Raw genomic sequence first — 23,274 nt, 5'->3', positions numbered from 1 at the left:
CTGCTCAGGCGGTGGAGAGCGAGATCTCCGTCGCCTTGACCAGGGCGACCGCCGGAGAGCCCGCAGCGAGCCCGAGCTCCTCCAGCGCCTCCTTCGTGATCACGGCGGTCAGGTTCTGGCCGCCGTCCAGCCTCAGCCGCACGGTGGCCATCGCCGCGCCCGGCGTCACCGAGGTGACCGTGCCGGGCAGCTGGTTGCGGATGCTCAGGCCCTCCACGCGCGATGCCGCGAGAGCCACCTCGCTGGCCTTCACCAGGGCGCTGACCGCTCCGCCGGGGAAGATGCCGAGCTCGGTGACGGCATCGGCGGTCACGGTCGAGGTGATCTCGTCGCCGCTGTCGAGGCGGATCTTCACCGCCGCCATGGCGGGGCCCGCGGAGACCGCCATCACGGTGCCGGGCAGCTGGTTGCGGATGCTCAGGCTCATGTCGCGCCGTTCGTCTCGGGGATTCTGGGGACTCTGGGGACTCGTGGGGTTCGCGGATTTGGGAGGGGTTCGTGGATTCGGAAGGGTTTCGTGGATTCGGGAGAGGTTCGCGGGTTCGGGAGGGGTTCGGGGATACGGGGTGCCGTCTGTGTCTCGGGGACGCCGTTCACGTCCCTATGCCGTGTCCGCCCCAGTGAACCGCTCGCGCAGCTTGTACTTCAGCACCTTGCGCAGTGTGTCGTTGCGGGGCAGCGAGTCCACGACCTCCAGCTGTTCGGGGATCTTGTGTACGGCGAGGCCCGCGCTCCGCAGGTGTGCCGCGACCTCGTGCAGGGTCAGCGGCCGGGCGCCGTCGGGCTGTTCGACCACGGCGCAGACCCGTTCGCCGCGTTCCGCGTCCGGCAGTCCGATCACCGCGGCCTCGCCGACGCCGGGGAGTTCGTGGAGCAGGTCCTCGATCTCCCTGGCGGAGATGTTCTCGCCCTTGCGGATGATGACGTCCTTGCGGCGTCCGGTGAGGACGAGATGGCCGGAGCCGGTGAGATGCCCCAGGTCGCCGGTGATCAGGAAGCCGTCGGCGTCGAAGGCGGCGGCGGTCTGCCCGGGGTCCAGATAGCCGCGGCAGACCGCCTCGCCGCGCAGGCGCACCTCGCCGTCGACGATCCGTATCTCCATGCCCTCGGGCGGTCGTCCCTCGGTCGTCGCCAGGTCCTCCGGGCGGTCGTCCGGCGAACCCATGGTGATCATGGGGGCCTCGGTCATGCCGTAGCCGTGGGTGAGCTGCACGCCCATCTCGCGGACGACGGCGTGGTAGAGCTCGGGGGGTTTGGGGGCGCCCCCGCCGGCCAGCAGCCGGAGGGTGGGGACGACCGGCTCGCCCGGCTGCCGGCGCTGCTCGGCGAGGAGCATCGAGTAGAAGGCGGTGGACCCGCCGGCGGTGGTGACCTGGTGCCTGCGGTAGGTGCCGAGCGCCTCCGGGAGGGCGAACGTCTCGAAGAGCACGGCCGGGAAGCCGTACAGCAGCAGCATCACCAGGTAGTCCGCGCCGCCGATGTGGGCGAACGGGAAGGCGATGGAGCCGACGTCGTCCGGCGTCAGCCGCAGCGCGTGGGCGAGGCAGGAGCCGCCGGCGATCAGGGAGCGGTCGGTGTGCAGGACGCCCTTGGGGTCGGAGGTGGTGCCGGAGGTCCAGTAGATCCAGCGCACCGCGGTGCCGTCGGCGGGCGGCGGGGGCAGGGTGGAGGGGTCGCCGTCGGGGAGGTCCCGGTACGCGTCGAAGACGCCGCGGGCGCCGATCCGCCCGGCCATCGCCGTGTGGTCGAAGCCGCGCCAGACGCCCGGCACCGCGAAGAACCCGGCCGCGCAGGCGCCGAGGGCGAAGCCGACCTCCCGGTCCCGGTAGAAGGGGATCACCGGGGACTGCACGGCGCCCAGCCTGGCCAGTGCCCCGGTGAGCAGGACGGTCTCGATCCGGGTGGGCAGCTGCCAGGCGACGACCGTGCCGGGCCGCACACCGCGTGCGTACAGCCCTGCGGCGACCCGTTCGCACGCTTCGCGTAGTTCGCCGAAGGTGAGGCGGCGTTCGTCCTGGATCAGGACGGTGCGGCCGGGGGTGAGCCGGGCGCGGCGGTCGATGAGCTCCCAGAGCGTGCGGGAGTCGCCCAGGGAGTGTGCGGTGTCGGTCACGGCCGTCCCCTTCGCGCCGGGCCCCGTCCATGGAACTGACGAAGCGTCAGACAGTGCCCGGAAGCGTAGGGGTCGCCGCCTTGTCGGTCCAGTGGCGCGGAGCTAGCCTGCTGTCTATCTGACGAAGCGTCAGATGCGGACGAGTGGGGAACGGAGGGGCCCGATGGAACGGGACCTGCCTCGGATCATCAGCGTCGACGACCATGTGATCGAGCCCGCGCACCTCTTCGAGACCTGGCTCCCGGCGAAGTACCGGGACCGCGGACCCCGGCCGCTCACCGCCGGCATCGGCGAGCTCGCGTACATCGGCGGGAAGTACCGGATCACCATGGACCCCGACGGGCCGCCCGCGGACTGGTGGATCTACGAGGACCTGCGGTTCCCGTACAAGCGCAACATCGCCGCCGCCGGCTTCGACCGCGACGAGATGACCCTGGAGGGGATCACCCGGGCCGAGATGCGGCGCGGCTGCTGGGATCCCAAGGCCCGGCTGGAGGACATGGACCTCAACCACGTCGAGGCGTCCCTGTGCTTCCCCACCTTCCCCCGCTTCTGCGGCCAGACCTTCGCCGAGGCCCACGACAAGGAGGTCGCGCTCGCCTGCGTCCGTGCCTACAACGACTGGATGGTGGAGGAGTGGTGCGGCGACAGCGGCGGCCGCCTCATCCCCCTGTGCCTCATCCCCCTGTGGGACATCGGCCTCGCGGTGGCCGAGGTGCGGCGCAACGCGGCGCGCGGCGTGCGGGCCGTGACCTTCTCGGAGATCCCCACCCACCTGGGGCTGCCGTCGATCCACTCCGGCTACTGGGACCCGTTCTTCGCCGTCTGCCAGGAGACCGGGACGGTCGTCAACATGCACATCGGCTCCTCCTCGCAGATGCCCGCCGCCTCGCCCGACGCACCCCCCGCCGTCCAGGCGTCGCTGTCGTTCAACAACGCCATGGCGTCGATGACGGACTTCCTCTTCAGCGGGGTGCTGGTGAGGTTCCCCGCGCTCAAGCTGGCCTACAGCGAGGGCCAGATGGGCTGGATCCCGTACGCCCTGGAGCGCGCCGACGACGTGTGGCAGGAGCACCGGGCGTGGGGCGGGGTGCGCGACCTGGTCCCCGAGCCGCCGTCGACCTACTACTACCGGCAGATCTTCTGCTGCTTCTTCCGCGACAAGCACGGCGTCGCCTCGCTGGACGTGGTGGGACGCGACAACGCCACCTTCGAGACGGACTACCCGCACGTCGACTCGACCTTCCCGCACACCCGGGAGGTCGCCCTCGACCATGTGAAGGACCTCGACGACGAGACCGTCCACAAGCTGATGCGCGGCAACGCGATCCGGATGCTCGGTCTGGACCTGGACGCGTAGTGGACCTCACCTACACCGAGGAGGAGGAGGCCTTCCGGGCCGGGCTGCGCCACTGGCTGAAGGCCGCCCTGCCCGCACTCCCGCCCCGGCCCCCGCCCGGGGACTGGCCGGCGCGGCGCGCCCACGACAGCGCCTGGCAGCGGGCGCTGTACGACGCCGGATACGCGGACGTCCACTGGGACGCGTCCCCCACCCGGCGGCTGATCTTCCTGGAGGAGACCGAGAGGGCCGGAGCCCCCTACGTGGGCGCCAACTTCGTGGGGCTGCTCCACGCCGGCCCCACCATCGCCGCCGAGGGCACGCCCGGCCAGCGCGCCCGCTGGCTGCCGCCGATCCTGCGCGGCGACGAGATCTGGTGCCAGGGCTTCAGCGAGCCGGACGCCGGCTCCGACCTCGCCTCCCTGCGGACCAGGGCCGTCCGCGACGGCGACTGCTACGTGGTGACCGGCGCCAAGGTCTGGACCTCGCACGCCGAGATCGCCGACTGGTGCGAACTGCTGGTGCGCACCGACCCGCAGGCGCCCCGCCATCGAGGCATCACCTGGCTGGCGATGCCGATGGACGCGCCCGGCGTCACGGTCCGGCCGCTGCGCACCCTCGCGGGCTCCGCGGAGTTCGCCGAGGTGTTCCTCGACGAGGTGCGGGTGCCGGTGGCGAACCGGGTGGGGGAGGAGAACGACGGCTGGCGGGTCACCATGGTGACGCTGTCCTTCGAGCGCGGTACCGCCTTCGCCGGCGAGGTCGTCGCCTGCCGCCGCACCCTCGCCGAGCTGGCGCGCACCGCACGGGAGAACGGCCGCTGGGACGACACCGCGCTGCGCCGCCGGCTGGGCAGGCTGAACGCGGAGTTCGGCGCGCTGTGGCGGCTCACCCAGTGGAACGTCGCCGAGGCCGAGGCGACCGGCGGCGTCCCCGGCACCGGCGGCTCGGTCTTCAAGCTCCGCTACTCCGAGGCGCGCCAGGAGCTGTACGACACGGCCGCCGCGGTGCTCGGCCCGGACGCGCTGGACCTGTCCCGCGCCTGGACGCGCGACCGGCTGTCGTCGCTGTCGTACACCATCGCCGCCGGCACCTCGCAGATCCAGCGGAACATCGTCGCCGAGCGGATCCTCGGCCTGCCGAAGGAGCGGTGAGGGCCGTGCGTTTCCAACCGACCGGGGAGCGGTGAGGGCCGTGCGCTTCCAACCGACCGAGGACCAGCGGGCCTTGCGCAGGGGGGTCCGGGAACTGCTGGAGGCCCGCTGCGGGCGGGACGTGCTCCGCGCGCGGGGGGCACGGATCGACCGGGCGCTGTGGCGGGAACTGGGCCGGGCCGGGTTCTTCTCGCTGCGGCTGCCGGAGGCGGAGGGCGGCGCGGGGCTCGGACTGCCGGAGGCCGCGCTGGTCTTCGAGGAGGCCGGGCGGGTGCTGCTGCCGGGGCCGCTCGTGGCCACGCACCTCGCGGCGGGGGCCGTCCCGGGCGCCGCGGACGGGACCGCGGTCGTCACCCGGGCCGACGGGGGGCTCGTGCCCTGGCTGGAGGAGGCCGACGTGGTGCTCGGGGACGCCTCGGGCGCCGTGCCCGTAACGTCCGTCGATCCGCTCACGCCCCTGCACCGGGTGCCGTCCGGGCCCCCGGGCGAGCCCGAGCCGGCGGCCGTGCTGCTGACGGCCGCCGAACAGCTGGGCTCCGCCGGGCGCACCCTCGCCACCGCCGTCCGGTACGCGAAGGAGCGCGAGCAGTTCGGCCGGCCCATCGGCGCCTTCCAGGCGGTCAAGCACCTCTGCGCGGGGATGCTGGTACGCACCGAACTGGCCCGCGCCGCCGTGTACGCCGCCGCCGTGACCGCCGACCCGGTGGAGATCGCGGGGGCCAAGCTCCTCGCCGACGAGGCCGCCGTCCAGGGCGCCCGGGACTGCCTCCAGGTGCACGGCGGCATGGGCTTCACCTGGGAGGCCGAGGTGCATCTGCACCTCAAACGGGCCTGGGTCCGCGCCGAACTGGGACTGCCGGCCGCGCGGGCGGAGGAGGCGCTGGCGGCCGCGCTCTGAACGGTCGCGCTCTGAACGGTCGCGCTCTGAACGGTCGGGCTCTGAACGGTCGGGCTTTGAACGGTCGGGCTCTGAACGGCCGGGCTCTGATCGGCCGGATTCTGATCGGTCGCCCTCCCAGCGGTCGCCCGGTGAGCGGTCGGCGAGGGAGCTGGCCGGGAGCCGTCGGTCGGGGCATCGGGCGGGTCAGAAGGGGAACCGGGCGGGAGTCACCCTGCGTCGATATCGGGTTGTGTCCTTCGTGCGGGCCGTGACGGCCCGGAGTCGGGCCCACCCTCGGGTACCCTCCGTGGGGTGCGAGACGCGTACTGCCCGGGGGCAGTGATCCCGACGCTCCGGCCGGAATCGGACAGGTCCGGCCGAGAGGAACGCGCCGCTCGCACAGGGTGTTCGACTGTTCGCAAGGTGCGCCGCACAGTATGCACCACGGGTACTCCTTCGCGCTGGAATATGCCCGAAGCGCTTGTTGCGGTGACTGTACGTCAACCATGCTGTGTCGCAAGGAAATCACGTTCCGTGATGACTGTGAGGCGCGAGGCGATGTGTCCGCCGGTTCGGATGGTGTGAGCGGTGCAGGTGCTTCAGGTTCAGTTGGAGGTCGGGCCGGATCCCGCGGAGGTGGGGCGGGCCAGGAGATGGGCCCGTTCCCGGCTCGCCGGGTCGGGCATAGGGGACGACGAGCCGCTGGCCGAGACGCTGGTGCTGCTGATCTCCGAACTGGTCACCAACGCGGTGGTCCACACGGGCTGTCCGGCCGTGCTGCGGATGCTGTTCGGTCTCGGCGCCGCGGAGGCGGGCACGGTGCGGGTCGAGGTGGCGGACAGCTGTGCGAGGCCGCCGCAACCGCGCCGGGCGGTCGGTGACGACACCAGCGGCCGCGGTCTGGAACTCGTCGACGGGCTGGCCGACCGCTGGGGCTGGAAGCGCGAGGGCGCGGGCAAGAGCATCTGGTGCGAGGTGGACCGCTGTGTGGCGCCCCGTCCGCCGATGCCGTCCCCGGCGGCCTCCGTCGCCCCGGTCATCCCCGCGCCCTCCGGGCTGACGCCGGGGGCGTACACCGCCTGACGGCGGGGACGTGCACCGCCTGACGCCGGGGGCGTACACCGGGGCGTACACCGCCCGACGGCGGGGACGTACACCGCCTGACGCCGGAGTCCTACACCGGGGCGTACACCGGCCGACCGCGCGGGCGTACACCGCGCGACGGCGGAAGCCCGCCGGTGGGGTGCCGGTTCACAGCACCGCCACCGGCGCGACGTCAGAGCACCGCCACCGGCGCGACGGGTGTCCCCGTTCCGCCCACGAACGGCTCCGGGGTGGCCGACAGCAGGAAGGCGTACCGCCGTTCCTCGGCGCAGACCGTGGAGAGCTCCTCCAGGTCCCAGTTCTGGCCCTGCAGCATGCCCATCTCCACCAGGTCCAGTGCGTGCACGGGCAGCCAGAGGCCCTCGATCTCGGGCGGGAAGATCTCGAAGGTGAGGGTGTCGTTCGCGACCGCGGCGGTGTCGCGGGCGTGGAACCACTCGGGGGCACGGACCGAGAGACCGGGGGAGGGGTGGGCGTAGGCGTGCCGGTCGCCGCCGAGGTACGCCCGGACCTGACCGGTCCTGACGAGCACGACATCGCCCGGCCGGACCCGGACCCGGCCGAACTCCTCCGCCTCGGTGAGGTCTTCCGGGGTGACGGCGTGGCTGCCGGGCAGCCGGTCCACGCCCTTGGCGCGCGCCACGTCGAGCAGCACCCCGCGCGAGACGAGGGAGCGGACGGTCTCTATGCCGCTGTAGCGGGCCCCCTCATGGGCGGTGATGCTGTCGGCGGGGCGGCCGTTCCAGATCCGGCCGGAGTGCGAGACATGGGTGAGCGCGTCCCAGTGGGTGGCCGCCTGCAGCCCCATCGTCACGGCGTCGTCGCTGGTCGCGACCGTTCCCGGCCCGAACAGCTCCTGGTTGATCTGCACCATGGTGTGCAGCGGGTTCACCCTGCCGGGGATCATGCCGGTCTGGACGCCGTCCTGCCGCAGCGGCAGGGCGAGCGGCACGCGCCGGCCCGCGCGCACCGTCGCGGCGGCCTCCCGGACCACCTCGCGCGTGATCAGGTTCAGCGTGCCGATCTCGTCGCCGGCGCCCCAGCGCCCCCAGTTGTTCACCCGCCGGGCCATCTCGTGGAACTGCTCGGGCAGCGGCATCGGTGCCTCCCCGGGGCTTGTGCTCATGCGTCCGACGGACCATAGAATCTAACGACCCGTCAGAAAACTGGAAGGGGCCGGACGTGGGGAACTTCCTGGCAGGCAAGGCCGTCGCCGTGACCGGCGCCGGACGCGGTATCGGCCGCGCCGTGGCCCTCGCGTGCGCCGCCGAGGGAGCGAGGGTCGTCGTCAACGACCACGGCGTCTCCGTCGACGGGGCGGAACCGGCCTCGGAGGTCGCCCGGACGGTGGCCGAGGAGATCGAGGCCGCGGGCGGGGAGGCGGTCGCCGTCGCCGACGACATCTCCGCCATGGAGGGCGGGCAGCGGGTCGTCGACACCGCGCTGGCCCGGTTCGGGCGCCTCGACGGAGCCGTGTGCGTCGCCGGGATCCTGCGCGAGCGCATGCTCTTCAACATGACCGAGGACGAGTGGGACCCGGTCGTCGCCACCCACCTCAAGGGCACGTTCACCGTGTTCCGTGCGGCCTCCGCGGTCATGCGCAGGCAGGGCGGCGGCACGCTCATCGGCTTCACCAGCGGCAACCACCAGGGCTCGGTCGCCCAGGCCAACTACGCGGCGGCCAAAGGCGGCGTCATCTCGCTGGTCCGCAGCGCGGCGCTCGGACTGCACAAGTACGGAGTGACCGCCAACGCGGTCGCACCCGTCGCCAGGACCCGTATGTCGGCCGACGTCCCCATGGAGCTCAAGGAGATCGGCGAGCCGGAGGACGTGGCGGCGCTCGTCGTCTACCTGCTGTCCGAGCGGGCGCGCGCGGAGGGCATCACCGGACAGGTCTACACGGTCGCCGGTCCCAAGATCGCGGTCTGGGCCCAGCCCCGCGAACTGCGGGCCGCCTACGCCGACGGGGCGTGGACCCCGGAGCGGATCGCGGACTTCCTGCCGGGGACGGTCGGCACCGACCCGATGCCGATGCTCGCCCGGGTCGAGGCGATGGCGAGGGCGGCCGCCTCGGGCGACCGCCCCAACCGCTGACCGGGGGCCGGCCATGGACTTCGCCTTCGGCCCCGAGGACACCGCTTTCCGGTACGAGGCGCGCGGCTGGCTGGAGGACCGCCTCACCGGCGCGTTCGCCGGAGCCGCCGAGGCCGTCGGTGCCACCGAGGCCGTCGGGGCCGTCGGGGCATCCGGTGCCGTCGGGGCATCCGGTGCCGCGGGGGCCGTGGGGGCCGCCGGGCGGGACGGGCGTGCCGGGCGGGACGGGCAGAGTGGGCAGGGCATGCGGAGTGGGCAGGACGGGCAGAGTGGGTGGCCCGGGCAGAACGGGCAAGGTGGCCAGGTCGGGCGCGGCGGCGGGCAAGGTGGTCAGGTCGGGCACGGCGGCGAGCACGGTGGCGGGCCCGGTGGCGGGCACCCGGCCACCCCCGTCCGGCTCGCCTGGGAGCGGGAGCTCGGCGCCGCCGGCTGGATCGGCCTCGGCTGGGACGCCGACCACGGCAACCGCCGCGCCACCCTCACCCAGCAGGTCGTCTGGGCCGAGGAGTACGCCCGCGCCCACGCCCCGGCCCGGCTCGGCCACATCGGCGAGCACCTGCTCGCCCCGACCCTGATCGCCCACGGCGACAAGGAGCAGCAGGCCCGCCATCTGCCGGGCATCGCCCGCGGCGAGGAGTTCTGGTGCCAGGGCTACAGCGAACCCGGCGCCGGTTCCGACCTGGCGTCCGTACGCACCACGGCCGTCGCGGACGGCCACCGCTACCGGGTCACCGGCCAGAAGATCTGGACGTCGCTGGCCCGCGAGGCCCACTGGTGCTTCGTGCTGGCCCGCACCGAGCCCGGTTCCACCCGCCACCGGGGGCTGTCGTTCCTGCTCGTGCCGATGGACCAGCCGGGCCGGATCGACGTGCGGCCCATCCGGCAGATGTCCGGTACCAGTGAGTTCAACGAGGTCTTCTTCGACGGCGCCGAGGCCGCCGGGACGGTCGGCGGCGAGGGGAACGGCTGGCGGGTCGCGATGGGCCTGCTCGCCCTGGAGCGCGGGGTCTCCACGCTCGCCCAGCAGATCGGCTTCGAGGAGGAGCTGGGCCGGGTCGTCCGCGCCGCGGCCGCCGGCGGCGCCCTCGACCACGACCCCGTGCTCCGGGACCGGCTGATCCGCCAGTGGGCCGAACTGCGCACCCTGCGCTGGAACGCCCTGCGCACCCTGGGCCGCACCGGTGACCCGGGCGCGCCGAGCGTGGCGAAACTGCTGTGGGGCGGCTGGCACCGGCGGCTCGGCGAACTGGCCGTGCAGGTGCGGGGCGCGGCCGCGGCGGCCGGCCCGGGTCCCTGGTCGCCGTCGTACGAACTGGACGCGCTGCAGCGGCTGTTCCTGTTCAGCCGCGCCGACACGATCTACGGCGGCTCGGACGAGATCCAGCGCACCATCATCGCCGAGCGGGTGCTCGGCCTACCCAGGGAGCCGCGGTGAGAGGTGTCGTCTTCGACGGCGAACGGGCCGAGGTCGTCGACGACCTCGGGATACGCGCACCCGGCCCGGGCGAGGTGCTGGTCCGCGTCAGGGCCGCCGGACTGTGCCACAGCGATCTGTCGGTGCTCGACGGCACCATCCCGTTCCCCGTGCCCGTGGTCCTCGGGCACGAGGGCGCGGGCGTCGTCGAGGCCGTCGGCGCGGACGTCGCCCATGTCGCGCCCGGCGACCATGTGTCGATGTCCACCCTCGCCAGCTGCGGGGCGTGCGCGGAGTGCGGACGCGGGCGCCCGACGATGTGCCGGGCGTCGATCGGCAGGCCGGGGCGGCCGTTCACCCGCGCCGGGACGCCGCTGCACCAGTTCGCCGCCACCTCGGCGTTCGCGGAACGCACCCTGGTCAGGGCCGTCCAGGCGGTACGGATCCCCGACCGGGTCCCGTTCCCCTCCGCCGCGCTCATCGGCTGCGGGGTGCTGACCGGGGTCGGGGCGGTGCTCAACCGCGCCCGGGTGGCCCTCGGCGACACGGTCGTGGTCCTCGGCGCCGGCGGCGTCGGGCTGAACGTGCTCCAGGGGGCCCGTCTCGCGGGCGCGGCGGCGATCGTCGCGGTCGACACCAACCCCGCCAAGGAGACCACGGCCCGGCTCTTCGGCGCGACGCACTTCCTCGCCTCCGCGGACGCGGTACGGGACGTGCTGCCGCACGGGGCGCAGCACGTCTTCGAGTGCGTCGGTCGGCCGGGACTGGTGCGCCGCGCGATCGACCTGCTGGACCGCCACGGTCAGGCGGTCCTGCTCGGGGTGCCGGCCCCGACCGCGGAGGCCACCTTCCTGCCCGCGTCGATGTTCCTGGACAAGGCCGTCCTCGGCTGCCGCTACGGCTCCTCCCGTCCGCAGCACGACATCGCGCTGTACGCCCGGCTGTACGAGGAGGGCCGGCTGCTGCTGGACGAACTGGTCACCAGGACGTACCCGGTCGAGGACTTCGCCAAGGCGGCCGAGGACGCGGAGCACGGGCGGGTGGCGCGGGGGGTGCTGACGTTCTGACGCAACGAGGCGGGGTGCCGGGCCCGGCGGGGCCGGAATGCGCGGCGCGAGCGGTCTACCGGCGAACGGTCCGGCGCGAGCCGGTCGGCGCGAGCGGTTCGGCGCAAGCGGGCCGGTGCCCCGGGCGGCGGGCGCGGTCGGCGCGCCGGGGAGGAGGCCCGGGACGCGGTCAGCGCGCGGCCGTCGCCCGGAACGTCCGCCGGTAGACCGTCGGCGCCACGCCCAGCGCCGCCGTCAGGTGCTGGCGCATCGACTGCGCCGTACCGAACCCCGAGTCGCGGGCCACCCGGTCCATGGGCAGCCCGGTGGACTCCAGCAGCTGCCGGGCCCGCTCCACGCGCTGCCGGGCCAGCCACCGGCCGGGGCTCACCCCCGTCTCCTCGCGGAAGCGGCGCGTGAAGGTCCGTACCGACATGGACTCCCGGTCGGCCAGGTCGCGCAGCCGGATCGGCTCGTGGAGGTGTGCCAGCGCCCACGCCCGGGCCGCCGACGTGGTCGCGGTGTGCGGCTCGGGCACGGGGCGGCGGACGTACTGGGCCTGGCCGCCGTCCCGGTGCGGGGGGACGACCGTGCGCCGTGCGACGTCGTTGGCGACGGCGGTGCCGTGGTCCCGGCGCACGATGTGCAGGCAGAGGTCGATGCCCGCGGCCACCCCGGCGGACGTCAGCACGTCCCCGTCGTCGATGAAGAGCACGTCCGCGTCCACCCGGACCTTCGGGAAGGTCTTCTGGAAGTGCCCCGCCGACGCCCAGTGCGTCGTCGCGGGCCGGTCGTCGAGGAACCCCGCCGCGGCGAGGACGTACCCGCCGGTGCAGATCGACACCTTCCGGGTGCCGGGCCGCAACCGGGCCAGGGCGGCGGCCAGTTCGGGGGTGAGCGTGCCCTCGGTGTGGACGGGGCCGAGCTCGTACGACGCCGGCACGATCACGGTGTCGGCGGTGGCCAGGGCCTCCGGGCCGTTCTCCACCAGGACGGAGAAGTCGGCGTCGGTGCGGACCGGCCCGGGCGGTCGCACCGAACAGGTCACCACCTCGTACGGCTTCCGTCCGGCGGCGTCCTCCGCGCGGCCGAAGATCCGCTGCGGAATGCCCAGCTCGAAGGGGAGGCAGCCGTCGAGCGCGAGCACGACGACCCGGTGGCGGGGAGGAGCGGTGCGCGCGGGGGCGGGCGGCTGTTTCCGGGCCATGGCCCGATCCTATCGAATGCTGTCCGTCGGGCCACTCGTTCCGGACGGGCGACCGTACGGATGCTGATGACGTGCCCCAGACAAGCGATCTCCCCGCAGATCACCCCACCTCGGCCCCCACCGCTTCGGCTCACGCCGCTTCGGCCCACCCCACCTCGGCCCACCCCGCTTCGGCCCACCCCGCTTCGGCTCACGCCGCCTCGGCCCACGCCGCCTTGGCTCACCCCGCATCCCCCGCCGCCTCCCCCTCCGGGGAGGCGGCCCGCCGTCGCCGTCGCGTCCATCGCGCCTGGTTCGTCGTAGCCGTCACCTTCGTCACGATCACCGGTGCTGCCGCCTTCCGGTCCCTGCCGGGATTGCTGATCGACCCGCTGCACGAGGAGTTCGGCTGGTCACGTGGCACGGTCGGGCTCGCGGTCTCGGTCAATCTGGCGCTGTACGGGCTCACCGCGCCGTTCGCCGCCGCGTTGATGGACCGGTACGGCATCCGCAGGGTCGTGGCGGCCGCGCTGACGCTGATCGCCCTCGGCTCGGGCCTGACGGTGTGGATGACGGCGGCCTGGCAGCTGCTGCTCTGCTGGGGCCTGCTCGTCGGACTCGGCACCGGCTCGATGGCCCTGGCCTTCGCCGCGACGGTCACGAACCGCTGGTTCGCCGAACGCAGGGGCCTGGTCACCGGCATCCTGACGGCCGCCGCCGCGTCCGGGCAGCTGGTCTTCCTCCCCGCGCTGTCCTGGATCGTCCAGGAGCACCAGTGGCGGCCCGCGGCCGTCACGGTCGCGCTCGCCGCGCTGGCCGTCGTCCCGTTCGTCTGGCTGCTGCTGCGCGACCACCCGGCGGACGTGGGGCTCGCCCCGTACGGGTCGAAGGAGTTCGTGCCCAAGCCGGCGCCGGTGCCCGGCGCGGCCCGGCGCGCCCTGTCCGTGCTGTTCTCCGCCGCGCGGACGGGCCCCTTCTGGCTGCTGGCGGGCACCTTCGCGATCTGCGGCGCCTCGACGAACGGCCTCGTCCAGACGCACTTCGTCCCGGCCGCCCACGACCACGGCATGCCCATCACGGCCGCCGCCTCGCTGCTCGCGGTCATCGGTGTCTTCGACGTCGTCGGAACGATCGCCTCCGGCTGGTTCACCGACCGCTTCGACACCCGCCGGCTGCTCGCCGTCTACTACGCGCTGCGCGGCGTCTCGCTGCTCTTCCTGCCGATGCTGCTGGCGCCGTCCGTGCACCCGCCGATGGTCTTCTTCATCGTGTTCTACGGCCTCGACTGGGTCGCCACCGTCCCGCCGACGATCGCGCTGTGCCGGGAGCACTACGGCGACCGGGGCGCGATCGTGTTCGGCTGGGTCCTCGCCTCCCACCAGGTCGGCGCCGCGGCCGTCGCCTTCGCGGGCGGCGTCGCCCGCGACGTGTTCGGCAGCTATGACGTGGTCTGGTACGCCTCCGGAGCCCTGTGCGCGGCGGCGGCCCTGATGGCGCTGGTGATCCGGCGGGGGGCGCCTTCGCGGTCGGTGGCGGTCTGAGGCCAGGCCGCGCGGTGGCGGTCTGAGCGGGCTGCGGGCAGGCGACGGACGTTGCCGACTGAAGCGGCCCGTTGCCTCACATGCTCTGGTGGTGCACGGGCTGCTCGCGCCGCACCGCGCCTACGCCTCGGAGCGCTCGGAGCGCTCGGAGCGCTCGAAGCGGCCGAACCGCCCTCGGTGGAACAGCAGCGGATCGCCGTCCTCCGCGGCGCCCAGGGCCTCCACCCGCCCCACCACGATCAGATGGTCGCCGCCGGTGTGGACCGCGCTGATCGTGCAGTCGATCCAGGCGGGGACGGAGGCGAGCCGGGGGGAGCCGGTCACGGGGGCGGGGGTGTGGGCGACGCCCGCGAACTTGTCGGCGCCGCTCACCGCGAACGCACGGCACAGCGCATCCTGATGCGCTCCGAGCACGTTGACGCAGAACGCCCCGGCGCGGGCGATGCGCGGCCAGGTCGCCGACGTACGGGCGACCATGAACACCACCAGGGGCGGATCGAGCGACAGCGATGCGAAGGACTGGCAGGCGAGGCCCGCCGGTCCGCCGCCCGCCTCGTCGTGGGCCGTGACGACGGTGACCCCGCTCGCGAAGTGCCCGAGCACCCGGCGGAACTCGGCGGGGGCGACCGGTGGTCTCTCGTCCTCCCCGACGGCCCGCAGCGCGGGACGAGGCGGTGCGCCGTACGGCGGTCCGGCCGCCGCGGCGGCGCCGCCGGTACCGGCGGTACCGGCGGTACCGGTGGAGCGGAGGTAGCGGACGGCGGTCGCGGCCATCCCTGCGTGTCCCATCACAGCACCCATTGAAACTGACGATACGTCAGTTGAGAAGTCTCCTCGGCTACCTCTCCGAAGCCTGCCCGCCACCGGCCCCCGAGCATCGGTGCGGGGCGCGGTCATGACCCGGTGGACCGGCCGGGCGCACTCCGCACCCGGTAGCGTGGCGACCGACCAGCCGACGCCGCGGTTTACGGAGAAGCACCGACATGGGCACACCCCTGTTCGTCAAGGTCTGCGGTCTGCGCACGGAGCGGGACGTCGAAGCCGCCGTCGAGGCCGGTGCCGACGCCATCGGCTTCGTCTTCGCCGAGAGCCCGCGCCGCGTCGACGCCGGCACCGCGCGCCGGCTCGCCGCCCGGGTGCCCGACGGTGTCCTGACGGTCGGCGTCTTCCGCGACCAGCCGCCGGCAGAAGCCCGCGCACTGCTGGACGAGACCGGCATGCGCGCCGTCCAGCTGCACGGCGGGGAGGACCTCGCGTACTACGACGCCCTGCGTCCGGACGGCCGCACCCTGATCCGGGGGGCAGCGGTCAAGGGCGAGGTACCGCGGTACGGCGAGCGCGGCGAGGACATCCTCCTGCTCGACGCGCCCGTGCCCGGCGCGGGCGAGGCCTGGGACCTCACCGGCAAGCAGCTCCCGGCCCCCGGGCAGCGCTGGCTGCTCGCCGGCGGACTCGCCCCGCACAACGTCGCGGCGGCGGTGCACACGGCCCGCCCCTGGGGCGTGGACGTCTCCAGCGGCATCGAGACCAGCCGCGGGGTGAAGAGCCCCGAACTGATCACGGCGTTCATCGCGGCCGCTCGCGGCGCTCGCACGGAGTCCTGACCGTCGGCGACTCGTCGCCGTGGAACGGGCACCTTCTCGGCACGGGGAGCGCCGTTTCCCGTCCGGCCGGACGGGCCGGCGGCGGACTGATCCGTGGACCGATCAGCGGCCCGCTCAGCGGACCGTTCAGCGGACCCCGCGTCGGTACGGCGGGCGGCGACGGCCGGGAAACGGGTCGCGGGGAGGCCGTCCCCCGGGTTCCATGGCCTGATGGTGTTCACCGACCGTCTGACGGCCTTCGCGGCCGTTTCGTTCCTGCTGATCGTGATTCCGGGCCCCAGCGTGCTGTTCGTGATCGGGCGTGCGCTGGCGCAGGGGCGCCGTGCCGCGCTGACCACGGTCGTCGGGAACACGCTCGGGGCCTATGTGCTCGTCGTGGGCGTCGCCCTCGGGGTCGGGACCGTCGTGGAGCGGTCCGTCCTGGTGTTCACGGCGCTGAAGCTCGCGGGTGCGGGGTACCTCGTGTACCTCGGGGCCAAGGCGGTACGGCAGCGGAAGTCCCTGCTGTCGGCGGTCGCGGACGACGGCCCCGGCGGGCAGGGGAGCGCGCGCACGTTGTGGGAGGGCTTCGCGGTCGGGGTGGCGAACCCGAAGACGATCGTGTTCTTCGCCGCCGTACTGCCGCAGTTCGTGGACCGCGGGGCCGGACACGTCGTGCTGCAGATGCTGCTGCTGGGTCTGGTCTTCAACGTCATCGCGCTGGTCTGCGACAGCGTATGGGGCCTGGTCGCGGCGACCGCGCGGAGCTGGTTCGCCCGGTCACCGCAGCGGCTCGGCTCGGTCGGTGGCGTCGGCGGACTGACGATGATCGGTCTCGGAGTCGCCGTCGCGGCGACCGGCCGCAAGGACTGAACGGGCGCGGCGCCCGGAGCGTGCTCGTAACCGTCCGGGGCGTGCTCGTACCGTCCGGAACGCGCCCGTGCCGTCCGGAGCGTGCTCGTACGCCCGGAACGCGCCCGCGCCGTCCGGAGCCCGCCCGCGCCGTCCGGGAGCCGCCCCGAGCGGCGGCACGATCTACCGCCCCCGGTACTCCGGCGTCCGCCGCTCCACGAAGCTCGCCACTCCCTCGTTCGCGTCGCGCGTCGTCATGGCGATCTCCACCGCCGAGGCCTCAGCCGCGAACGCGGAGGCCCGGTCGGTGTCGAGGGACGCGTTCACCAGGTGCTTGGTGAGCGCGAGGGCCCTGGTCGGGCCCTGGGCCAGGCGCTCGGCCCACGCGCGGGCGGTCTTCTCCAGATCGTCCGCCGCCACGACCCGGTTGACGAGCCCCATCCGCTCGGCGTCGACCGCGGACAGCGCGTCCCCGAAGAACATCAGCTCCTTCGCGCGCTGCGGCCCGACCAGCCGCGGCAGCAGATACGCCCCACCCCCGTCGGGGACGAGCCCGCGCCGTACGAACACCTCGATGAAGCGGGCGGATTCGGAGGCCAGGACCAGGTCGCAGGCGAAGGCCAGATGCGCTCCGATGCCCGCCGCCGTGCCGTTCACCGCGGCGATCACCGGCTTCTCGCAGTCCAGGACGGCGGCGATGAACGGCTGGGCCCCGAGCCGGATCATCCGGGCCACGTCACCGGGGACGCGCTCCCGCCCGCCGGCCGGGGACACATCGGACGCGGCGCTCCCGGACGTGTGGCCCCCGTCCGCCGGGCTCCCGGTCGCGGATGCTTCGGGACGCTCGCCGCGCAGATCCGCTCCGGCGCAGAAGCCCCTGCCCGTCGCGGTGATCACGACGGCCCTGACGGCCGGATCCGCCGAGGCGTTGGTGAGGAGGGCGATGATCCGCTCGCGCTGCTCCCGGCTGACGGCGTTCATCACCTCGGGCCGGTCGAGCGTGATCCACGAGACCCCGTTCTCCGTGCGGTGCAGTACGCCCCGCGCCGCCCGCCGCTCCTCGTCCGGCGCGGGACGGGTGTCCGGCGCGGGACGGGTGTCCGGCACCGGACGGGTGTCCGGCCCCGGATCGGCGACCGCCCGCCGCCCCTCGCTCACCGGCACACCGCCAGCGCGTCCAGTGCCACCGCGCCCTGTCCGCGCGGCAGGACCATCAGGGGGTTGATGTCCAGCTCGGAGAGTTCCCCACCGAGTTCGAGCGCCATCCGCTGGACCCGCAGGACGACCTCGACGAGCGCGTCCACGTCCACCGGCGGCCCGCCCCTGACGCCGTCCAGGAGGGCCCGTCCGCGCAGTTCGGCGAGCATCGAGCGGGCCTCCTCCTCTCCGAAGGGCGGTACCCGCACCGCCACGTCACGCAGCACCTCCACGAGCACTCCGCCGAGCCCGACCGTCACCGTCGGCCCGAACAGCTCGTCCTGCGCGACGCCGACGACCATCTCCACCCCGCGCTCGACCATCTGGCAGACGAGGACGCCGTCGAGGTCCACGCCCTCGTACCGGGCGATGTCGGTCAGTTCGCGGTAGGTGTCGCGTACCTGGCTGGCCGAGGTCAGCCCGATCCTCACCAGGCCCAGCTCCGTCTTGTGCGCGAGCCGCGGCGCGGACGCCTTCATGACCACCGGGTAGCCGACCAGCCCCGCGGCCCGCACCGCGGCCGCCGCGCTGGTCACCAGCTGCTCGCGCGGCACCCGGATCCCGTACGCCCGCAGCAGCTGCTTCGCCGCGTGCTCGCTGAGCCGGTGGCCGGGGCGGAGCAGCGCCTGCGCCTTGCGGAAGGAGGGGGAGAGGGTGCGGGGCGCCTCGTCGAACGGGGAGCGGTAGCCGGTGCTGAAGCGGTGGTGGTCGAGGTACGCCCTGATCGCCGTGACGCAGTTGCCGAAGGTGCGGAAGGTGGCCACCCGGGACGAGCCGAGCAGCGTCGTCCGGTACGCCTCCTCCGTCCCGACCGGCGATCCCCACACCACGCACACCAGCTTCTCCGTGGCTTCGGCCGCGTCCACCAGGTCCTGGGCGAGCCGGTCGCTCATGGGCGGGAAGGGGCCGGTGATCGGGCAGACCAGCACGCCGACGCCGGGATCGGCGAGGATCGCGTCGATGATCTTCCTGCCGCGCCAGTCGCCGACGGGGTGCCCGCCGCTGTCGACGGGGTTGGCGACGTTCAGGTACTCCGGTATCCACTGGTGCAGTTCGGCCCGGCGGGCGGCGGGCAGTTCGGGCAGCCGCAGCCCCGCCGCGCTGGCGAGGTCCGCGAAGTGCGCGCCGGTGCCGCCGGAGATCGAGTAGACGGCGACCCCGTCGGCCGTGGGCCTGCGCGCCCGGGCCAGCAGGGCGGCGGTGTCCTGGAGTTCGTCGAGTGCGTCGACGCGGATCACCCCGTACTGGCGCATCGCCGCGTCAACGACCCGGTCGGCGCCGGTGAGTTTGCCGGTGTGGGTGGCGGCAGTCCGGGCACCGGCCTCGGTGCGGCCCACCTTGACCGCGACGACGGGGACGCGGCTGCGGGCGGCCCGGTCCGCGGCCAGCAGGAACGAACGGCCGTCCTTGATGCCCTCCATGTAGCAGGCGATGGCGCCGACCTCGGGCCGTCCCGCGAAGTACGCGATGAAGTCCGCGGTCTCCAGGTCCGCCTCGTTGCCCGTCGGCGCCCAGTGGGAGAGCCGTACGCCGAGTTCCTGCATGGTGAACACCGGGCGCCCCTGGTGGCCGGACTGGGTGATCAGCGCGATGGCGGGGCCGTCGAGGTCGTCGCGGAACCGCTCGAAGGCGTTGAGGTTGGTGTTCGGGCCGAGCAGCCGCAGCCCGGACCGCTCCGCCGCCGCGGCGAGCAGCCGCTGGGCGTCGGCACCGGCCTCGCCGGTCTCGGCGAACCCGGACGCAAAGGCCACGGCGAACCTCGCCTTCGCCTGGCCGAGTTGCCCGATCACGGGCAGCGGATCGCCCACCAGCAGCACGGCGAGATCCACGGGCTCGGGCAGTTCCGCGACGGACGGGACGCAGGGCAGCCCGAACACGGTGGTACGCGCCGGATGAACCGGGTGCAGTCTCGCCCCGACCCGCTCGGCCCAGGCGATCAGCTGCCGGGTGATCCCGGTGTTGGGCCGGCCTTCGCGGTCGGAGGCACCCACGACGGCGACCGCCTCGGGGCGGAAGAAGCGGTCGAGATCGGGTACGGGCGCGTACAGCGGGCGGCCGCTGACGTCGAGGTCGCCCTCGGCGGCGGTGGAGCCGTGGACGGCTGCGCCGGTCTGCTGCCCGCAGGCCACCACCCGGGCGCGGAGGTCGGTGGTCAAGGTGCCGTGGGTTGATCCAAGCATCGTTCCGCCCGCTCCCTGCTCGTCGGCCAAGTTACTGACGCATAGTCAGATTATCGAACTGACGGCATGTCAGGAACTGTCCGGGCGCGGGAAAGGGCGTGGAGGCCCTGCCGGGCGGGGCGCGCGGGGATGCCTGCCCGGCGGGCCCGGGGAGGAACCGGCTCCGGGGAGGGCTGGACGCAGGATGGCCGGATGCGGGGGCGTGGTCGGCCGGAACGCTGGCGGTAACGGTGGCGGTGGCGGTGGCGGTGGCGGCGGTCACCCGCCCGTCCCGTGGACGCCGGGGCGTTCCCGATGAGGCGCCTAGACTGGCGCGAGCGCGGTGGTGACGATCGGACGGAACGGGAGGTGGCTGTGGCAGCGGACCGCGAGAGCTTCGATGACCCGTCCGCCGAGGTGCTGGCCGAGGCTGCCGCGGCCTTCGGGCTGCTGGCGTCGTCGGCCCGGCTGCACATCGTGTGGGCGCTGTCCCAGGGCGAGAGCGACGTGACCCGGCTCGCGGAACGCGTCGGCGGGGCGCTGCCCGCCGTCAGCCAGCACCTCACCAAGCTCAAGCTGGCCGGTCTGGTGCGGGCCCGCCGCGAAGGCCGCCGCCAGGTGTACGTCGTCGACGACCCCGACATCGTCACCGTCGTCCGGCTGATGGTGGGGCAACTCGCCGCCCGCGCCGGTGAGACCTCCGCGCCGGTGGCCCGGCTGCGCCGGACCGGCGCCTGAGCGGCGTGCGGCCCGTGCCCGAGAAGGCCGCGGCATCCCGGCACGCCCCGTCCTCCGGCGCCGGGAGCGCGGAGCCGGGCACGCCGACCGTCCTGCAGGTGCTGCGGCGGCTCGACTGCGGTACGCGCGGCCTGACCGAGCCGGAGGCCGAGGAACGCCTGGCCCGCTGGGGGCCGAACACGGTTCCCGCCCACCGCGGACCGTCCTGGCCGCGGCTCTTCGCCCGCGGCCTGCGCGACCCCTTCACCGCCGTGCTGCTGTGCGTCGGCCTGGTCTCGGCGGTCGTGGCCTCCTGGGGCACCGCCTGTGTGGTCCTCGCGCTGGTCGCCGTCAGCGGTGCGCTGCGCGCGCACGGGGAGTGCCGGGCCGACCGGTCGCTGGCGGCGCTGCGCGCCCTCGTCGTCACCACGGCCACCGTGCTGCGCCGCGCCGACGGGGAATCCGCGCCGGTGGAGCGGGAGATCCCGGTGGACGAACTGGTGCCCGGCGATGTGATCCGTCTGGGCCCCGGCGACCCGGTGCCGGCCGATGTGCGCCTGCTGAGATCGCACGGCCTCTCCGTACACCAGGCGGAGCTCACCGGCGAGTCCTCCCCGGTCCCGAAGGACGCCGCCGACTCGGCCACCCCGGAGGGCGGCGGACCGTTCGACCGTCCGCAGCTGTGCTTCCAGGGCAGCGGTGTCGCGTCCGGCAGCGGCACCGCCGTGGTGGTCGAGACCGGCGAGCGGACCCGGTTCGCCGCCGCGCGCGCTCTGGCCGCCGCCCGGCGCGGGCCGAGCGCCTTCGACACCTGTGTGCACGGCGTCTCCTGGGCTCTGGTCCGCTTCATGCTGCTCGTGCCGCCGCTGGTGCTGCTCGCCGACGCGGCGCTGCGCGGACCCGGCCTGGCGACGGTGCCGTTCGCCGTCGCGGTGGCCGTGGCCGTGGTCCCGGAGATGCTCCCGGTCGTCGTCACCACCTGCCTGGCGCGAGGTGCCTCGGCGCTGGCCCGTACCCGCGGGGTGCTGGTACGGCGGCTGCCGGCGCTGCACGACCTCGGCGCCGTCGACGTGCTGTGCCTGGACAAGACCGGCACCCTCACGCAGGACCGGCCCACCGTCGACGGCGCCCTGGACGCGGAGGGCCGCCACGACCCGGAGGTGCTGCACTGGGCCGCGGTGAACGCCTGGTGGACCCTCCAGCTCGCCGACCTGCCCGCCCCGGACGCCCTCGACGAGGCGGTCCTGGACGCGGCGGACGCGGGCGGTGTGTACGAGGGCGACTCCGCGCCGGGCGTGGGCGGGGCGGTCCTGGGCGCGGCGTACGAGTGCGACCTTGAGGCGTACGAGGGCCTGGCCCCCGAGGCTTACGAGTGCGACCTCGCGGCGTACGAGGGCCGGGCGGCGTACGAGCGCGACCCCGAGGCGGTCGAGGGCCTGGCCCCCGAGGCGTACGAGGGCGTGGCGGCGCAGCCGTTCGACCCGGTGCGGCGCCTGGCCGTCGCCGTCGTCCGCACCCCGGGGCGGATCGGCACGCACACCGTGGTCGTCAAGGGCGCCCCCGAGGCGGTCCTCGAGCGCTGCGCGACCACCGGGCCGGAGCGCCGACGGCTGCTCGCGCTCGGCGCACGCCAGGCGGAGCGGGGCCTGCGCGTCCTGGCGGTGGCCACCGCCGAACGACCCGCCCGCCTGTCCCGGGCGCTCGCGCCCGGCGACCCGCGCGGCCTGACCTTCCGCGGCTTCGTCACCCTGCGGGACGCCGTGGCCCCCACCGCCGCAGGTGCCCTGGCGGCACTCGCCGACCGGGGCGTCGCCGTCAAGATCCTCACCGGCGACCATCCGGGCACCGCGCTGCGCGCCTGCCGCGACCTGGGGATGCCGGTGGACGCCGACCGCGTGCTCACGGCCGACCACGTGGACGGGCTCGGCGACCGCGAACTCGCCGAGGCGGCCGGCCGCACCACCGTCTTCGCCAGGTGCGCCCCCGAGCACAAGGCGCGGATCGCCGCCGCCCTGCGCACCGGCGGGCACACCGTCGGATTCCTCGGCGACGGCGTCAACGACCTGCCGGCGCTGCGCGTCGCCGACGTCGGGATCTCCCCGCGCGACGCCGTGCCCGCGGTCCGGGAGACGGCGGACGTGGTGCTCGCCGACAGGGACCTCGGCAACCTCGGCCACGCCGTCGACGCGGGGCGGCGTTCCAGCGCCAACGTCACCACGTATCTGCGCGTCAGCCTGTCCGCGAACCTCGGCAACGCGGTCGCGGTGCTCGTGGTCGGCCTGCTCACCTCCTTCCCGCCCATGCTTCCGGCCCTGGTGCTGGTGCAGAACCTGTGCTTCGACGCGGCTCAGGTGTCCTTCGCGAGCGACCGTCCGCACCCGGCGGTACTGCGCCGCCCCGCCGCACCGGACGCGCGCGCACTGCTGCGGTTCGTCACGGGCTTCGGCGCCCTCAACGCGGCTGCCGACCTCGCCACCCTCGCCGTTCTCGCCCTCGCCCCGCACGGCCCGGGCGGCACCGCCGCGTTCCACTCCGGCTGGTTCACCGAGAACCTGCTGACCCAGGCGCTGGTGATGGTGCTGCTGCGCACCGGCCGCCGCACCGCCCGGGGCCGCACGCCCGGCCCGGTCGGCTGGGCGGCGCTCGCCCTGGCCGCGACCGGGGTGGTGCTGCCGCTCACGCCGCTCGGACCGCCGCTCGCCCTGACGGCCCTGCCGGTCCACTGCTATCTGCTGCTCGGCGCGGTGCTCGCCGGGTACGCGGCGGTGCTGACCGTCCTGCGGGGACGCGGCGCGGCGGGGGCGGGGACGCCGCCCGACGGCGCGGGTGGCGGAGGCCGTGCGGGGCGCCGGCGGGGTGCGGCCGTGTGAGGCCGGCGCCTGCCCCCGCAGGGCC

The 23,274-nt window shown here is 74.4% G+C and carries 19 protein-coding genes; 12 read left to right on the top strand and 7 right to left on the bottom strand.

The window, feature by feature from the left end; genetic code table 11:
• Positions 1–4: 4 nt before the first annotated feature.
• Both DDW44_RS13300 and DDW44_RS13295 read right to left on the bottom strand, forming a co-directional pair.
• Positions 5–427, bottom strand: coding sequence for a TOBE domain-containing protein (locus tag DDW44_RS13300; protein WP_108906571.1), 423 nt, complete (start codon positions 425–427; stop codon positions 5–7).
• Positions 428–601: 174 nt separating this feature from the next.
• The gene (locus DDW44_RS13295; protein ID WP_108906570.1) at positions 602–2,113 is read right to left on the bottom strand and encodes a class I adenylate-forming enzyme family protein; all 1,512 of its coding nucleotides are present in this window, start codon (positions 2,111–2,113) and stop codon (positions 602–604) included.
• Between the two features lie 163 nt (positions 2,114–2,276).
• Between DDW44_RS13295 and DDW44_RS13290 the strand changes: the two genes are divergently transcribed.
• The 4 genes from DDW44_RS13290 to DDW44_RS13275 all read left to right on the top strand — a co-directional run bounded on the left by DDW44_RS13290 (position 2,277) and on the right by DDW44_RS13275 (position 6,569).
• Positions 2,277–3,473 carry an amidohydrolase family protein gene (locus DDW44_RS13290; RefSeq protein ID WP_108906569.1) on the top strand — a complete coding sequence of 399 codons (1,197 nt, stop codon included), beginning with the start codon at positions 2,277–2,279 and terminating at the stop codon, positions 3,471–3,473.
• Positions 3,473–4,606, top strand: coding sequence for an acyl-CoA dehydrogenase family protein (locus tag DDW44_RS13285; RefSeq protein WP_018889612.1), 1,134 nt, complete (start codon positions 3,473–3,475; stop codon positions 4,604–4,606). Before DDW44_RS13290 ends, DDW44_RS13285 begins: the two co-directional genes overlap by 1 nt.
• 40 nt (positions 4,607–4,646) lie before the next feature.
• Positions 4,647–5,504 (top strand): acyl-CoA dehydrogenase family protein, encoded by an 858-nt coding sequence (locus tag DDW44_RS13280; RefSeq protein WP_108906568.1) that lies wholly within the window; start codon positions 4,647–4,649, stop codon positions 5,502–5,504.
• A gap of 570 nt (positions 5,505–6,074) precedes the next feature.
• Positions 6,075–6,569: an ATP-binding protein gene (locus DDW44_RS13275; RefSeq protein ID WP_026281634.1), complete on the top strand. Its 495-nt coding sequence runs from the start codon at positions 6,075–6,077 to the stop codon at positions 6,567–6,569.
• Positions 6,570–6,762: 193 nt separating this feature from the next.
• On the opposite strand, the gene DDW44_RS13270 is transcribed toward DDW44_RS13275, so the two are convergent.
• Positions 6,763–7,689 (bottom strand): cyclase family protein, encoded by a 927-nt coding sequence (locus DDW44_RS13270; RefSeq protein WP_108906567.1) that lies wholly within the window; start codon positions 7,687–7,689, stop codon positions 6,763–6,765.
• Between the two features lie 83 nt (positions 7,690–7,772).
• Between DDW44_RS13270 and DDW44_RS13265 the strand changes: the two genes are divergently transcribed.
• From DDW44_RS13265 to DDW44_RS13255, 3 genes are read left to right on the top strand one after another with little or no spacing between them, the layout of a single operon-like run.
• Positions 7,773–8,684 carry an SDR family oxidoreductase gene (locus DDW44_RS13265; protein WP_108906566.1) on the top strand — a complete coding sequence of 304 codons (912 nt, stop codon included), beginning with the start codon at positions 7,773–7,775 and terminating at the stop codon, positions 8,682–8,684.
• A gap of 13 nt (positions 8,685–8,697) precedes the next feature.
• Complete coding sequence (locus tag DDW44_RS13260; protein ID WP_108906565.1) at positions 8,698–10,119, top strand: acyl-CoA dehydrogenase family protein; 1,422 nt, start codon at positions 8,698–8,700, stop codon at positions 10,117–10,119.
• Complete coding sequence (locus DDW44_RS13255; protein ID WP_108906564.1) at positions 10,116–11,165, top strand: alcohol dehydrogenase catalytic domain-containing protein; 1,050 nt, start codon at positions 10,116–10,118, stop codon at positions 11,163–11,165. The genes DDW44_RS13260 and DDW44_RS13255 overlap by 4 nt, the downstream gene beginning before the upstream one ends.
• A gap of 169 nt (positions 11,166–11,334) precedes the next feature.
• Here the strand turns inward: DDW44_RS13255 and DDW44_RS13250 are convergent, their stop codons facing one another.
• The gene (locus DDW44_RS13250; protein ID WP_108906563.1) at positions 11,335–12,351 is read right to left on the bottom strand and encodes a GlxA family transcriptional regulator; all 1,017 of its coding nucleotides are present in this window, start codon (positions 12,349–12,351) and stop codon (positions 11,335–11,337) included.
• Between the two features lie 215 nt (positions 12,352–12,566).
• On the opposite strand from DDW44_RS13250, the gene DDW44_RS13245 reads away from it, so the two are divergent.
• A complete protein-coding gene (locus DDW44_RS13245) occupies positions 12,567–13,871 on the top strand; it encodes an MFS transporter (protein ID WP_108906562.1) in 1,305 nt (434 codons plus the stop codon).
• A gap of 120 nt (positions 13,872–13,991) precedes the next feature.
• On the opposite strand, the gene DDW44_RS13240 is transcribed toward DDW44_RS13245, so the two are convergent.
• Positions 13,992–14,645: a flavin reductase family protein gene (locus DDW44_RS13240; protein ID WP_108906561.1), complete on the bottom strand. Its 654-nt coding sequence runs from the start codon at positions 14,643–14,645 to the stop codon at positions 13,992–13,994.
• A 209-nt stretch (positions 14,646–14,854) separates the two neighbouring features.
• Between DDW44_RS13240 and DDW44_RS13235 the strand changes: the two genes are divergently transcribed.
• Positions 14,855–15,475 (top strand): phosphoribosylanthranilate isomerase, encoded by a 621-nt coding sequence (locus DDW44_RS13235; protein ID WP_108906560.1) that lies wholly within the window; start codon positions 14,855–14,857, stop codon positions 15,473–15,475.
• A gap of 210 nt (positions 15,476–15,685) precedes the next feature.
• Positions 15,686–16,327 carry a LysE family translocator gene (locus tag DDW44_RS13230; protein WP_108906559.1) on the top strand — a complete coding sequence of 214 codons (642 nt, stop codon included), beginning with the start codon at positions 15,686–15,688 and terminating at the stop codon, positions 16,325–16,327.
• A gap of 162 nt (positions 16,328–16,489) precedes the next feature.
• Here the strand turns inward: DDW44_RS13230 and DDW44_RS13225 are convergent, their stop codons facing one another.
• Positions 16,490–17,470, bottom strand: coding sequence for an enoyl-CoA hydratase/isomerase family protein (locus DDW44_RS13225; RefSeq protein WP_108906558.1), 981 nt, complete (start codon positions 17,468–17,470; stop codon positions 16,490–16,492).
• The gene (locus DDW44_RS13220; protein WP_108906557.1) at positions 17,461–19,683 is read right to left on the bottom strand and encodes an acetate--CoA ligase family protein; all 2,223 of its coding nucleotides are present in this window, start codon (positions 19,681–19,683) and stop codon (positions 17,461–17,463) included. Before DDW44_RS13220 ends, DDW44_RS13225 begins: the two co-directional genes overlap by 10 nt.
• A gap of 354 nt (positions 19,684–20,037) precedes the next feature.
• On the opposite strand from DDW44_RS13220, the gene DDW44_RS13215 reads away from it, so the two are divergent.
• Positions 20,038–20,400 (top strand): ArsR/SmtB family transcription factor, encoded by a 363-nt coding sequence (locus DDW44_RS13215; RefSeq protein ID WP_108906556.1) that lies wholly within the window; start codon positions 20,038–20,040, stop codon positions 20,398–20,400.
• Positions 20,401–20,405: 5 nt separating this feature from the next.
• The gene (locus DDW44_RS13210; protein WP_108906555.1) at positions 20,406–23,249 is read left to right on the top strand and encodes a cation-translocating P-type ATPase; all 2,844 of its coding nucleotides are present in this window, start codon (positions 20,406–20,408) and stop codon (positions 23,247–23,249) included.
• Positions 23,250–23,274: the final 25 nt, after the last annotated feature.

Source organism: Streptomyces tirandamycinicus (assembly GCF_003097515.1).
GTDB classification, from domain to species: domain Bacteria; phylum Actinomycetota; class Actinomycetes; order Streptomycetales; family Streptomycetaceae; genus Streptomyces; species Streptomyces tirandamycinicus.
This window is presented reverse-complemented; position numbering and strand designations above follow the sequence as displayed.